The organism is uncultured Selenomonas sp., from assembly GCA_905372355.1.
In the GTDB taxonomy this organism is placed as follows: domain Bacteria; phylum Bacillota; class Negativicutes; order Selenomonadales; family Selenomonadaceae; genus Selenomonas.
Genome location: CAJPOT010000002.1, coordinates 1 through 13,970, shown reverse-complemented (window position 1 = coordinate 13,970; position 13,970 = coordinate 1). Strand labels below are relative to the sequence as shown.

Annotated in this window: 15 protein-coding genes; 2 read left to right on the top strand and 13 right to left on the bottom strand. The window is 47.7% G+C overall.

The genetic code is table 11. The features are described 5' to 3' along the window. Positions 1-111 precede the first annotated feature (111 nt). Positions 112-1,455, top strand: coding sequence for a hemolysin family protein (locus tag QZ177_RS01135; RefSeq protein ID WP_294175231.1), 1,344 nt, complete (start codon positions 112-114; stop codon positions 1,453-1,455). 61 nt (positions 1,456-1,516) lie between these two features. Here the strand turns inward: QZ177_RS01135 and QZ177_RS01130 are convergent, their stop codons facing one another. From QZ177_RS01130 to mnmA, 13 genes are all read right to left on the bottom strand, one after another. After that, positions 1,517-1,780, bottom strand: coding sequence for a competence protein ComFB (locus QZ177_RS01130; protein ID WP_037369990.1), 264 nt, complete (start codon positions 1,778-1,780; stop codon positions 1,517-1,519). Positions 1,781-1,923: 143 nt separating this feature from the next. Beyond that, positions 1,924-2,661: an ABC transporter permease gene (locus QZ177_RS01125; RefSeq protein ID WP_294175230.1), complete on the bottom strand. Its 738-nt coding sequence runs from the start codon at positions 2,659-2,661 to the stop codon at positions 1,924-1,926. Beyond that, the gene (locus QZ177_RS01120; RefSeq protein WP_294175229.1) at positions 2,658-3,407 is read right to left on the bottom strand and encodes an ABC transporter ATP-binding protein; all 750 of its coding nucleotides are present in this window, start codon (positions 3,405-3,407) and stop codon (positions 2,658-2,660) included. The genes QZ177_RS01125 and QZ177_RS01120 overlap by 4 nt, the downstream gene beginning before the upstream one ends. Continuing rightward, positions 3,404-4,333: a MetQ/NlpA family ABC transporter substrate-binding protein gene (locus QZ177_RS01115; RefSeq protein ID WP_294175228.1), complete on the bottom strand. Its 930-nt coding sequence runs from the start codon at positions 4,331-4,333 to the stop codon at positions 3,404-3,406. Before QZ177_RS01115 ends, QZ177_RS01120 begins: the two co-directional genes overlap by 4 nt. Positions 4,334-4,365: 32 nt before the next feature. Beyond that, positions 4,366-4,902 (bottom strand): hypothetical protein, encoded by a 537-nt coding sequence (locus QZ177_RS01110; RefSeq protein ID WP_294175227.1) that lies wholly within the window; start codon positions 4,900-4,902, stop codon positions 4,366-4,368. A 290-nt stretch (positions 4,903-5,192) separates the two neighbouring features. Then, positions 5,193-5,591 carry a DUF3783 domain-containing protein gene (locus QZ177_RS01105; protein ID WP_294175226.1) on the bottom strand — a complete coding sequence of 133 codons (399 nt, stop codon included), beginning with the start codon at positions 5,589-5,591 and terminating at the stop codon, positions 5,193-5,195. A 13-nt stretch (positions 5,592-5,604) separates the two neighbouring features. Continuing rightward, positions 5,605-6,330 carry an NYN domain-containing protein gene (locus QZ177_RS01100; protein ID WP_264919823.1) on the bottom strand — a complete coding sequence of 242 codons (726 nt, stop codon included), beginning with the start codon at positions 6,328-6,330 and terminating at the stop codon, positions 5,605-5,607. 167 nt (positions 6,331-6,497) lie between these two features. Beyond that, positions 6,498-7,832 carry an AMP-binding protein gene (locus QZ177_RS01095; RefSeq protein ID WP_294175225.1) on the bottom strand — a complete coding sequence of 445 codons (1,335 nt, stop codon included), beginning with the start codon at positions 7,830-7,832 and terminating at the stop codon, positions 6,498-6,500. Further along, entirely contained in the window at positions 7,829-8,971 is a 1,143-nt protein-coding gene (locus QZ177_RS01090) for a thiolase family protein (protein ID WP_294175224.1), read from the bottom strand. The genes QZ177_RS01095 and QZ177_RS01090 overlap by 4 nt, the downstream gene beginning before the upstream one ends. Position 8,972: 1 nt before the next feature. Further along, complete coding sequence (locus QZ177_RS01085; RefSeq protein ID WP_294175223.1) at positions 8,973-9,521, bottom strand: biotin transporter BioY; 549 nt, start codon at positions 9,519-9,521, stop codon at positions 8,973-8,975. Between the two features lie 53 nt (positions 9,522-9,574). Beyond that, the gene (locus QZ177_RS01080) at positions 9,575-10,156 is read right to left on the bottom strand and encodes a hypothetical protein (protein ID WP_294175222.1); all 582 of its coding nucleotides are present in this window, start codon (positions 10,154-10,156) and stop codon (positions 9,575-9,577) included. A gap of 129 nt (positions 10,157-10,285) precedes the next feature. Next, complete coding sequence (locus tag QZ177_RS01075) at positions 10,286-11,404, bottom strand: hypothetical protein (protein WP_009645947.1); 1,119 nt, start codon at positions 11,402-11,404, stop codon at positions 10,286-10,288. 98 nt (positions 11,405-11,502) lie between these two features. Then, on the bottom strand, positions 11,503-12,561 hold the full coding sequence (gene mnmA / locus QZ177_RS01070) for a tRNA 2-thiouridine(34) synthase MnmA (RefSeq protein ID WP_294175221.1): 1,059 nt from the start codon (positions 12,559-12,561) through the stop codon (positions 11,503-11,505). A gap of 78 nt (positions 12,562-12,639) precedes the next feature. Here mnmA and QZ177_RS01065 point away from each other — a divergent pair, with 78 nt between their 5' ends. Next, positions 12,640-13,899, top strand: coding sequence for a nucleotidyltransferase family protein (locus QZ177_RS01065; protein WP_294175220.1), 1,260 nt, complete (start codon positions 12,640-12,642; stop codon positions 13,897-13,899). Positions 13,900-13,970 lie beyond the last annotated feature (71 nt).

Here is a 13,970-nt window from a genome sequence, read left to right as displayed (position 1 = left end):
TGCTCGCAAGATTGTCAAGCCTTAATCTTTGCGGAAGCATGGATAAGATTTGCCGCAATATGGTATAATAGGCGTATCACTTTTATATTCAACAAAGGATGGTGTCCCCTCTTGGATAGTCCAGATTTGCCGCTGCTGATCCTTCTGACCGTTTTCCTCGTATCGGCAAGCAGTTTTTTTGCCTTGGCGGAAACCGCCATCATGGAAAGCCACAAGAGTCGTCTGGAAAAGCTCGCCGATGACGGCGATAAAAATGCGGTTGCCGCTTTAACGATTTTGGAAATGCCTGAGAATGTCCTCTCCGTCGTGCAAATCGGCATCACGCTCACAAGCATACTGCTCGGCATTGTCATCGGCAGTGCGATTGCCCCCCTCTTGGAGGAAGTTCTCCATTTCCTTCCCTACGCGCATACGATCGCATTCGTCTTGAGCACGATTGCCATATCTTATTTCACGCTTCTCATGGGAGAGTTTCTTCCCAAGAAAATCGCTTGGCAAAATCCAGAAAAGTATTTGCAGCGTTTTCACCGCTGGCTGCATGTCCTTGAGTACATCACGCGCCCTGCAGTATCGTTCCTTTCCAATTCAGCAAATTTCCTGCTTCTCTTAGTTGGCATCAATCCTCATGTAACCGACACAGTTACGGAGGATGAAGTCAAAGATTTGATCGAACAAGGTACCGAAGAGGGAACATTTGAAAAAGCAGAGCAGACAATGGTTGACAATATCTTCCATATGAGTGATCAAACGGCCTACGCCTTGATGACGCCGCGCACGCAGATGTTCTGGATCGATCTCGAAGATTCCATAGAGCACAATTTGCGGCTCATCAAAGAAAATCCCGAAACCATCATTCCGGTGGGACGTGATAGTCTTGACGATTTCTGCGGCATACTCCATGCCAAGGATCTTCTCGATGCCTGTCTGGAGAAGCGGCCGATTGAATTATCCCCTTTCATCCGCCAACCACTCTTCGTTCCGCGTTCCATGGAAACGTTCCGCGTGCTGGAAAAATTCCGTGAAACGGGTGTGCATGCGGCCGTCGTGCTGGATGAATACGGCGGCGTTATCGGTTTTCTTACCTTGACGGACATCATGAACGAAATCATCGGAACATCCTTCGACGCCGACGAAATCGACGCACCGCAGATGATTCCACGCGGCAAGGATGCTTGGTATATGGATGGACTGTTCTCAATCGACGACTTCAAAGAGAAATTTGATATTGACGTGCCTCTGCCCGATGAGGATAAAGCGCATTTCCAAACGATGGGAGGTTTCCTGACCTCTTACTTTGGCTACATTCCCAAAGAAACAGAAGTTTGTCAGTGGAATGATTTTACGTTTGAAATCGTCGACATGGATCGCGCGCGTATTGACAAAATTCTAGTCACGCATCGAAGACGACCCAAAACAAACGAAACAGAAGAAAACACTGTGACAAGAGCGCACTGAATAAAAAAGCGATGCCGTTTCAAACGACATCGCTTTCTTTGTGCCATAAATTCATACGCATTCAGTGACGCGGCATCTTGTGTACAATCTGTATCGCCTTGGCAATCTCTTGAATGATAAACGCCTTGTCCACCGGATCCATCGTCGCGATTCTTGCAAACAAATCCCCTTTATGCGTAGATACGTACTTGGGCGGAAGATGATTGAGGGCAAGCGCCATGATGTCTTCCTTGCATTTTTCGCAGGAGCAGCAATCGGGATACATACGCAAAACAGCATCGATATTCTGCTGAACGAATTCTTCCATGGTATTTCTGATCGGCATATCTCACCCATCCTCAAGATGCTAAACTTTCATAAGTAAATTCTTTCTAATCAAATTATACAACAAGCAGCGCATCTTGTCACTCTTTATGGATAATTTTTCAAATTTCAGGACTGTCGCCCTCTGCAATAAGACTGAAAGACTTATTTATATTGCCATCGGCAAACTCTCATCTCGATAAAATCAAGCATGGAGAAGAGCAGCAGTCCGAGCAGACTGAGCACAACGATTCCTGCATACATCTCCAAATAATTGACACGAAGCCATGCGTCCATGATGAAATATCCCAAACCATATTGCGAACCGAATGTCTCCGTAAAAAACAATACGGAAATCGCCGTCGCCATGGCAACGCGCACAGCTGTAATGAATTTGGGCAAAGACGCCGGCCAAAGAACATGGCGAAAAATGGAAAAAAATGACGCCCCTAAGGAAAGAAGGGGCATATACGCCTCTTGTGGAATCGCACGCACGGCATCGCGCACGGCGATGATGACTTGGAATACGATGATAAGAAAGAGCATCAAGACTTTGGACATCTCCCCCACGCCGGCAAGCAGCATGAGAATCGGCAGCAAGGCGATTTTCGGAACAGGATACATCAGATAGACAAAAGGAGAAAAAATACGATCAGCCTTCGCTGCATATCCCATAAAAATCCCTATGGGGTAGCCAATTCCTACAGCAAGGACAAGTCCCAGTGCAATTCTGCCCAAACTGTAAATTGCATGAATGGCAATTGAGGATAAAAAGATGCTCTGCAAACAGGAAACAACACTCCATGGATTTGGCACAATCGGCAATGCAAGAAAAGAAGATAGAATCCACCAGACAAAAAACAGTATGGCGGCAGCGCCAATGTAAACAACAGTACGCTTCATGCCCGACGCCACCTCTTCTTAATTTGCTCACGCAAATAACAGCTCATACGAAAAAATTCTACTTTATTTCGCTGATCGATACAGCCAAAAAGAGGATTATCCAACACCTCGGCAATGCGCCCAGGAGCGTCGGCAAGAATCACGATTCTCTGTCCAAGGTACAGCGCTTCCTCCACATAATGCGTAACGAGAACCGTGGTCACATGCTGCTCGTGCCAAAGGGATAGGAAAACCTCCTGCATCTCTTCGCGCGTGATAGCGTCCAGTGCCGAAAACGGTTCATCCATCAAAAGCACATCGGGACGAAGCAAAAAGGCGCGTGCCAAGCCCACGCGCTGTTGCTGCCCACCAGACAGTTCTTTTGGATACCGTTCACTGAATGCATCGATGCCCAGTCGCTGCATCATGGAAGCGGTCTCGTTCTCCCGCACCCCTTCATGACGTATCCTCCCGCCAAGTTCGACATTTTCACGCACGGTTTTCCAAGGCAGGAGTCCGTAGTTTTGAGGCATGAATCCGACGCGCTGCCGTTTCGGGTCAACAGGGACTCCATCGATCATCGCAGTCCCATCATAATCGTGCAAAAGACCGGCAATGATTTTTAGAAGCGTCGACTTCCCACACCCGGAAGGACCTATGACAGAGCAAATCTCCCCTTTTTCTACATGCATATTGATATCGTGCAACACTTGCATGCATTTTTTATCGACACGATAACCGTAGGACAGGTGCTGCAAATCGATCATGGCTGCAATAAATCGAGCACGAGATCAGCGTACCCGTAGGAATTCTTAATCAGTTCCTTGCCCTTGAGCCAGGCAATGCAGTCCGTAACGTCATTCTCCTTGGGCAGTGCTGCCGTGTGATAAACGGGCAAAACGAGAGCTTCTTTCGCCGCTGGTGGAAATCCGCTCTTTTCTACTACGAGGTCGATATACTCGGCACGCTCCGTGCTGTTGAGATAAGCTACAGCCTTGTTGTAAGCGCGGTACATCGCTTGGATTTCTGCCCGCTTTTCCTTCGTGCTTTTTTCCGTAAACAATATGACGCCAGGGTTGATACCGAGTTCATCCGATCCAGTGATGAATCGGCATCCGTTGTGAACAGCAACGCTTGCCATTGGCTCCGGCAGAGTGGCCGCTGCCAGCTTACTGCTCTGCAAAAGCTCCAAGCGCGTCGGAATCTGCGGAATAACGACCTTCGCTATATCATCACCGGACATCGAGTTGCTTTCAAGAATATGATCTGTCACATATTCGATGATCGTATTGCGAGAAACAGCGACCTCCTTACCAGCGAGTTCCTTGACAGAAAGCTTTTCCGCCCCAGGCGCTGCAACAAGTTTGTAACTGCCGTCCGTCATGGAAGTAACCTTGACGTCGAAGCCGCCATCCTTGGCAAACGCAACGGCGAGCAGATCGGAAACAGCTCCATCAAGATTGCCGCTCTGCAAAGCAGAATCTCTGTCCATAGCACTCTTGAAAGAGTGCAGTTCCACATTCAGTCCCTCTTCTGCAAAATATCCTTTTTCCTGTGCAATGATGAATGGAACGGAATCCGTATCAGGCATGAGACCGATTTTCAACGTACTAAGCTCTTGTTTGCTTCCGCTGCCACAGCCAGTCATAAGGAACAGAAGCGGCAAGAAGAGAAAGGCAATGATTTTCTTCACGTTCATCCTCCTTTTGTATCTTGAAAAGCGCGTCAGCGAAGAATCTGACGCAACATATCAGCGCCCTCGTTCACATAATGAAAGATCTGACTGATCGTCCCTTGATTTTTCTCATACGTATCTTGTGCAACCGTTTTCAAGCGATCTGCCTGATCTTTCATTTCATTGACATTGTCAAGCTGTTTGTCCACTTCATCAAGAACAGCTTGGGCATCCTTGATGGATTGTTGTACCGAAGCGATATCCAGATTTGCCTGCTGAATTTCAGCGGCATTCTTCTCGTTCGCTTCCTTGCGCTCCTTTTCCTTTCCCGTGACCTTGTCCACCCAGCCGCCGACAACCGTTCCCTTGTCCTTTTCCTGCTTGATGCGTTCCGTGCGCCCGGCAGCGCGCTGCGCCTTTCGTTCAAGTTCCAGCTCTTTTTCTTCCAGCGCTCTTTTCTGCTCCGCTATGCTCGCCCTTTGCTTCTTTAGAGAGTCTTCGCGTGCAGCAAGTTCCTGCTGACGCATTTCAACCTGCTGCGCCTCCTTGCGGCCGTCCTCAAGAGCTTGTTCATGATTGCGAAACATATCGGACAAAAGAACCCCACAAAAAAGAGCCACCGCAAAACAAGCGGCAAAAATCAGCCCCTTGCGGAATCTACTTTGCCGCCTATTTCCAGACTCTGCAGCATCCACCCTCTGATGCTCCATTTTTGATGTGAGCGGCGGAAGCTCCCGCACCGTCCCCTGCCTCGAAAAAATAGGAGAAGCATCTTGGGACAAAGGCAACAGCTCCTGCGTATCGTCTAGCTTCCTGCCATCTGACGTATTTTTCTCCTTGCGCACAAGAACGCTCGTCCGATCGAGATCATCGTACCTCATTCCGAATTCTTATCCCTTTCCATCATATAAGCATGTTCTTTATGCATGGTTCGGCACAGTCGTGCGAGCGTCCAATGCAGATTGAACGGCGTCGTCACCGCCTTGAACTTTATATGTGCAATGCCCGCATCTTTCAACGCTTGAAGGACCTGATCGAGGCGCTTGCCTTTGATGTTATGGAAAACTGCCGCCTCATAAGGAAAATCAAAGGCTTCTTCCTCCGAAGTCCCCGGCTTGAAGCCCTTCAAGGCAAATAAGAAGCCAATGCGTTGATGCCATGCTCCTGGTTCTAGAACGCTCGCCGAGATTCTCAACTTGCGCAAAACCTCTTGAATAGCCAACGCAGCCTCATCTGAAAATTGGTAGAGCAGAACACTCTCTTCTTGCTTCTTCACGCTCCACCTCGCCTCAGTCGTTCAAACCGCGCATCAAAAGATATGTCACAAGCTGTTCCATATCAACATCTTCATGACGCTTTTTCTTCTGCAGCTTGTCAAAAAGAGATTTGGGCAAGCGCACTTGTAAAATATTCTTCCCTGCAAGAGAAAGCTGCTTGTCAGACTCCTTTGCTGCATCTTCCTGATTTTTCTTCGCTTGCTTCTTCTGCTGTTTTTTGTCAGCCTTGCCTCCTGCTTTCTGCTTGTCCTTTTCTTCCAGCGCGTCTTGCTCTTGCGCCTTCGCTTTCTTCTTCTTGACAGGCGGATAGCAATAAAATTCATCATAAGCATCACGAAGAGACTGACTCGCCTGCTCTGTTCCCACGCCGATGATGTGACACGGCGTGTCGCTTTCGCGCAGCATCTGAGCAATCGCTACGAAATCGGAATCCGTCGTCACGATAAGAAAGCGGCGCACGCCCTCATCACGCAGGATTTTCGCCATGTCGAACAATGCGTAATCCAGTGAATTCTTGCCATCGACCTTTCGATCAATCTGGCGGAAAGTAAGCCCCTTGCGAGACATCAAGCGATTCCACCGCTTCTGCTCGGGGTGCTTTTCCCAATCGGAGACAACGATCATACGGCAAGGAAAAAATTTCCGTGCCTTCCCTAAAGTAAAATCCAGCATCTCAAAAGGCGCATTCTCAATATCGTAAAGAACAGCCACCGTCTCTGTACTTGAATCAAATGTCATCAAAAATAAAACCTCGCAATTTCATAATGATTAACTCCATTAAAGAAGCACGGAATCTATCCATCCTTCCTTAATGGTACAAATATACTCTTTCTTAATTCTATCCATTTTATCATACTTGTGAATGGATTTCCATGAAATATTGCGTTGATCGTCTCCATTCCTGGCTATTTTCTGATTTCCTTCAACAATAGGTCTTTTGCCAGTTTACCACGATCGTTGAGTGGAATTTCTGCAAGAAAATATATCTTTTTCGGCATCTCAACAGGCAAAAGTGCGCTGCGCACCATACGACGAAGTTTCTTTTTTTCAATCCCATCAGAAGGCACAAGAAATGCGACAAGGTCTGCACCTCGCACCTCATCCTCCACCGGAAGAACAGCTGCCTCACGAATGCCTGCAACAGCCTTAATCTTCAATTCCACACGCTCCAGACTGATTTTGAAACCACCTTTGTTTACCCACGCCTGTTCGCGTCCCTCGAAAATCAATTCGCCTTGCTCATTCATATATCCCTTGTCGTGCAAAGTAAATGGTAATGTGATGCCACTTACATGAAAGGGCGTATTTACATAAATCAATCCGTCCGCAACAGAGATGTCCACTCCTGGAAATGGTATTCCAACATTCCTCGGATCACGCGTACAGTCTCTGCAGTGCGCATAAGTGATGTAATTGAGTTCACTTGCTCCATAGTATAGGACGATGGAAGCATTTGGCAGTTTTCTCTGCAACAAGCGTAAGAGAGACGCAGAGATAATTTGAGACCCCGTAAACACAGACCTCACACTCGAAATGGCAACCTTAATAGCTTCTACCAGAAGACGTAGTTTTGCAGGAACAAGATAGATGATATCTGCTGTATGTTTCTCCATTAAAGCAATCCATAATTTCACGTTCGTGCATTCACTCGTACAAACAGAAGCACCTATGAATAGTGCGGCGAGAAAAGCATTGAGGTTACCAGTAAAACTCAGGCTGCCATGAAAGAAAAGGCAAGACGTTTCTTTCAATCCAAAGATTTCATTTTGCACCGGGAAAAATCCCGCCCAACTTTCAAACGTACGATACATGACCTTTGGTGTGCCTGTCGTTCCTGAACTCAAGACCCCAAGGCAATCGGGATATTCATGTTGTCGAGCTTCATAAGGAAAACGTTTGTATGATAGACCTTCAGCATTTAAGATAAAAATTCCCTGCAAGTCATTCGTTTTTGCAATATGTTCTATATCTGATTCGATGAGACCATGGTGCAGCAAGATCGGACGAGCATTAAATTTCTGCACAGCAAAGAAGAGCAGCGCCTGGTTGAGAAAAGATTCAGCAGAAACAAGTACATCGGCATTCTCTAGGTCATCTTTTATAACGCGCGAAAGGTGTTGTGTCATTCTCTCAATTTTTGTGAAAAAAGCACGATAACTGTATATTTCTTCACCAATGTAAAGAAATGGCTTCTCTGCATAAGAAATCGACCGCTCCTTGAGCAATAGATAATAATTCATTCACAAACCTCCAACAGGATTGCTTCTCCGACGCCTCCCGCACCGGCAATGGAGAGAAGACCATAACCTCCACCATGTTTCTTTACTGCCTCAATCAGGTGTAGGAGAAGCACCGCTCCCGATGCACCGTAAGGATGTCCATAAGCAAGCGCACCACCAAATGTATTGTACCGTTCAACAAGCTTTGGGTATCGCCGCGCAAAGAGAACGTCTATGACAGCAAATGCCTCATTGAATTCAATCGCTGCCATATCCTCATAGGAAAGCCGCATTCTCTCCAAAAGTTGATCGGCAGCCTGCATGGCGCCACGCGGACTGTAAAGCGGATCACCACCTGACATTTCCATCGCCAAAAGTCGAACTTCTGGTTTCTTTTCCATTTTTGTCAGATATTCTTCAGAACAAAGAAGCGCGAGTGCCGCACCGTCGTTCGTTCTGCATGATGTTCCAGCTGTCGTAAGCCCTCCCGTGCCAAAGAGAGGTGGCAATCGCTTGAGAAAGTCGAAACTCATCGTTTCTCGTATGCCATCATCTTCCGACAAGCCTGCAACAGGAAAGATAAGTTCTTGCAGACTGCCTTCACGACGTGCAGCAGCAGCCCGAGCATGACTTCTTATAGCCCATTCTTCAAGCTCTGTACGGCTCACTTTCTCTTCCTTTGCTGTCCGTTCCGCCCCTCGCAACATGGCATTTTCGGTAAGCTCTTTCGGTGAAAACTGTGCTGTCATATATTCGCCATGCGGAAATAATGCATGGCGCTCATCTGTCTCGGCATAACGCCGCACAGGCTGCAAGGAGCGACTTTCCATGCCGCCCGCAACATAAAGATGTCCTTGTCCACTGGCAAGTCGCGAAAAAGCAAAATCCAACGAAGCCGCCGCCGAAGCACATTGCATATCAATCGTCACAGCAGGTACTCGTTCATCTATGCCCGCCAACAGCGCCGTCAAGCGAGTCAGATTCCCCCCTGTTCCTACAGCATTACCGCAAAAAATGGCATCCACCTCGTCGATGCTATATTGTTTCAACAAGGCGCTCAAAAGTTCTGCTGTGAAATATTCCGGACGTAAACTACGAAAATGTCCCCCATGCTTTGCAAGCGGAGTTCGCAAACCGCCGAATATGTAAACATTTTTCATATCATTCGCTCTGACGGAAAATTTTGTTGAGTTTTACACCCAGAAATGCAGCCAAGGCAGCCTTCAAGACATCTCCTGGAATGAATGGAAAAACTGCCATAACGAGAGCCTGCCAAAGACTGACATCCATCAAAAGCATCATGGAAGTTAATCCCCCGATATATGTGATGGGAATACCAACAAAAACGGCTGCCAACATGAAACGTTTAAACGAATTTCCCGTCCCCTTGAGGCAACTGACAATCGGGTAGGCAATAACAAAAGCGATGATGAATCCCCCCGTAGGGCCGAGAAGTTTTCCCAAACCTGACGTACCGCCGACAAAGACGGGCAGACCAATGCACCCAAGCAGAGTGTAGACGCAAAGCACCACAAACGTTTCTCGCGGTTTCAAGATAAAAGCTGTAAGATTCATCGCAAGCGTCAAAGCTGTGATCATCGCCGTAGTGAACGGCAACGGGATGGAAATATACGCGGCGACACAGCAAAACGCCACACAAAGTGCCATCTTTGTTATCCTTTGCACAGACATCATATCTTCTTGTTTCATACTTTTCAAACCTCACTTCTTTTTAATGTTCGCTGTAGTCGGAAATGCAACCTTCAACCATGTCCTGCATCGGAGCATTCACTCTTCCATAGACGATAAAAGAATTTTCGTTCTCCCTTCACCACCGCTAAACATCCATCCTTCTCTGGCAAGAAATGGAGTTCTTCCCCGCAGTAGAGTGGATGAAAAAAGCGTATTTCCACCTGCCGCGTCATAGGCCGCTCTGTTAAAAGTTTCTGTAAAATCAGCATCCCGGGTACAATGGCAGGCTCTTGACGATGTATGCTGTTTTCATCACCCGCCGCTGCAACAAAAGAAAGAACCTCTGCATAAGAAAAACATCGCCACGTTGTTCCAGTATTTTTCAACATCCTCTCCTTTTTGGGTACTCTTTGCGATTTTTCAACGCCCTCTTTTCCAAGTATGAGACTCACGGAGATTTCTCCCATCAAAGGTTTCTTTGTTTCACAGCATGCCATTTTCAAAAAACGGTTTCCATGTTTTTGAAAGTGTACTCCATATTCCGCCTCTGGACGCGGCTCTTTTCTCCAAGAAATCTTGGCAATTCTTGCACCTTCATATTCGGCAAGATGCAGTTCTGCCATCATGCGTGCAAGATGCAAAACACTCTCCATCCATTCACCTCCAAAAGTTCAGTAAACTCATTATAGATAAAGCATCTTCTTTCGTCAACCTTTCGTAAGAATCAGTTGACAAAAGAGCATGCAAAAAGCCGCCGATTACGGCGGCTCTCCCATGGATTCCTATTGCAGTTCCGTCATGCTTTCCGATGTTTCATTTCCTGTTGGTTTTTGCTGCGGTTGTGGAACGGCATTCGATTGTCCCGACATGTGGCGTGCAAGCGCAGCTGCTTCGTTTTCCAGTGTCTTTGCCTGTTTCAGTTTCGCCTGCGCCTCGCGGATGGTCGCCGCCTTCTTGTCGTCCAGCCATGCCGCATACCCAAGGATGTAAGCAATGCGCATATCACAGCTGCGCAGACGGAGATGGTGTAGCGTATCCGCCATGGGCGGCACTGTGAGGTCAGACAGCTCAGCTTTGCGCTGCGTCCAGTCTGCCGCGGCCTTCTCCAGCATGATGGTCTTCAATGCCTGACGCGTTGCATCATTGCCAAGAGAGCCTTTCTGCAAAGTGCTGCTGAATTCCTGCTCGATCTCCTGCACTGATTTTCCGTGAGCATCTATGATGGCCTGAGATTTAGCAAGATAATCTGCCAGTATCGCATCGTGCGCCTTGGCAATCATCGCAACGAAATCATGAAGGTTCTGTATTTCCGTCACGCGCCAGACGCCATCTCCGCCCTGCACAAGCTTCACTTCAAAAATGAATTCCTCACCAATATCCGCCTGATAAACGCGTACGCCGGCGCGTGCCGTTCCCGTCTCCCGATCCGTTGCGACGTAATCAATGTTGCGGAACTGTATCGTCTTGAGTCCGATCCTCGTAAGCACCATATCAAGGCTCATCGGATCTTGCGTCTCCGATGCCGTCCCACTGTTTTTCCATTCGCCATTTTCAACGTAATACTGCACTTCCGTACGCAGTGTCAATGCCAAAGGCGCCTTGAACATCTGCACGAAACCATTCATAGCCGCCTTGGCGTCTCCGGACATCGGACGATCCGTATCAATCATAGCCTGAATCAATGTTTCCGTAGAGTTGCCCAGCAAAGCATCTAAATCAACGTATTTCTCGAATGTTTGCCAATCATGCTTTTCAAAGGACATTCTGATTTTTTCCAGCCCATACTCCGGCGTTTTCGTATAATAGAAAAAATACCATGCCCCGCAGCCGCATGTTGCCAAAAGCAGCAAGAATATCGCAAGAAAGAAACGCATCTTCTGCGACTTGGAAAACATCGCCATAGATTCACCCTCCCAAGATTACAAAGCGATAAGGCCTTTTCCTTATTATGCAACAAGAATAGCGTTTTCGCAAGAAAAACCCTTGAAATATGCCGCGTTCATGTCCGCGACTCAATCGTTGCCCCGCCTACAAGGCGCTCTCCGGAATAAAAAACAACGGATTGCCCCGGCGTAACAGCTCGCTGTGGTTCAAGAAAGGATACCTTGACCGCCCTATCCTTCAAAGGCAAAACATTCGCCTGCACCTCACGACTGCCGTAACGAATCTTGGCATGAACCGAAATCTCTTGTGTCGGTTCTTCCATCAGCCAATTCACATCGCTTGCAAAAAGCGACGAAGCATAAAGTTCCTCATTTTTTCCGACAATCACGCGATTATTTACCTCATCCAAAGCGATGACATAGAGAGGATGTGCCGCCGCTATGCCAAGCCCCTTTCGTTGCCCAATCGTATAAAAAGGAAGACCTCGGTGCTGCCCGAGAATTTTTCCCTGCATATCGATAATATCTCCTGCGTGAAAACGGTTTGTCCTGTGCTGCGACAAATACGCTTTGTAGTCATCTTCCGGTACAAAGCAGATCTCCTGACTCTCTGCCTTATTGGCTACCGGCAGGGAAAGTTTTTGGGCAAGGGCTCGCGTTTCTTCCTTTCTATAGCTTCCAAGAGGAAAGAGAATATGCGATAATATTTCCCGAGGCAAACGATAAAGGACATACGATTGATCTTTTTTTTCATCCCTTCCTTTTTTCAAGGCAAAGGATCCATCCGCTTCTTTCTCTACACGGACATAATGTCCCGTGGCAAGAAAATCTGCACCTTTTTCTCTCGCAAACGAAAGAAGCTCCCCAAATTTCAAGAAACGATTGCAAATCACACAAGGATTCGGCGTGCGTGCCGTCAAATATTCCGTCAAAAAATAATCAACGACCTTATCGGAAAAAAGTGTACGAAAATCTGCCACCACATGCTCTATGCCAAGAAAATCCGCCACGCGCCTTGCGTCTGTCGCCGCGCTGGAAACACCGTTCATCTCACGACTATCATCAGAAAGCCGCATGGTTATGCCGAGCACCTCATACCCTTGTTCCTGCAAAAGAGCTGCACAAAGCGAACTGTCCACGCCTCCGCTCATCGCTACCGCTACTTTTTTTTTCATCCATTGCCTCCTGAAAATATCTGCAACATGCAATTCTATGGTACACTAAGAGAACCATCCATACAAGGAGTTGATTCCATGAATGTCATCGGCATCATCGCAGAATACAATCCCTTTCATAACGGGCACATTTACCAGATTGAAACCATACGCGTGAAATATCCCAAAGCCCGCATCGTCGCATTGATGAGCGGCAGTTTCACACAGCGCGGCTGCCCGGCGATTCTCGATAAATGGCAGCGTGCCAGCCACGCCGTTTTGAGCGGCATCGACCTCGTGCTCGAGCTTCCGGCGGCCTTTGCCGTGCGCAGCGCGCAGAATTTCGCACACGGAGGCGTATCGCTGCTCTCGCGCTTGGGTGTGGTTGACGGTCTTGCCTTCGGCGCAGAAAGCCCTCTCGCCTTGCTTCAATGCGCAGCGGATTCAGCAAAGAGAAGCGATGTGCAGGAACTGCTCCATGCATACGTACAAAAAGGTCACTCCTATGCCGCTGCATTAAGTCATGCCATTGCCCAAAGCAGCGGTATAAACGAAGCTTTCCTCAAGCAGCCGAACAACATCCTTGCCTTGGAATACCTGCGCGCCTTGAATTGCTGCGCCGCTTCGATCGAACCTTTTGCAGTGGCAAGAATCGGCGCCGCTTATCATGATGAAGAACTCCATGACACGTATGCCAGTGCAAGTTCCATTCGCCGAGAAATCCAAACCGCCGCACCGCGAAGAAACCTCCTGACCAAAGTTCTTCCTGCAAACAGCATGGAAGCCTTATTCGAAGCGCATACGGAAGAAGCTATACCAGAAATCAATCTGCTTTTTCGTCCGCTTCTTGCTCAGCTTGAACATTATACTCTGGAAAATTTACAAGAAATCTACGGTATAAATGAAGGTTTTGAAAACAGACTGCTGCATGCCGCTTCTCATTGCCTCACCATGAAAGAACTTCTCGATGAATGCCGTAGTCGTCGTCATCCGCAAAGTCGAATCCAACGGCTCATATTCCACATCATGCTGCACCTTCGTCGACAGGATATTCATAAATTTGATGAGAATGGACCTCTCTATGCTCGTATACTCGCATTCAATCGTGCAGGAAAAAGCTTGCTGCATGAAATCAAGCAGAGAAGTTCGCTTCCTCTCATAAGCAAGACAAGTCATTTTTTGAAAGACGCCGCGTTAAAATATCCGCCAGAAAAGCGAACGACTTTGGAAAACATGCTCGCACTTGACATTCATGCCACAGAAATGCGACGGCTTTGCCTTCCGCAAATCACAAAACGCGGCGAGGATTTCCAATGCTCTCCGCTCTTCATTTCAGATAAGAGAAAAACGCCTGCATGAGCAGGCGTTTTGAATTGAACCAGCAGCTTTCTATCCTCCCAGGTCGTCTCCAACCAAGTACTTTCGACGTA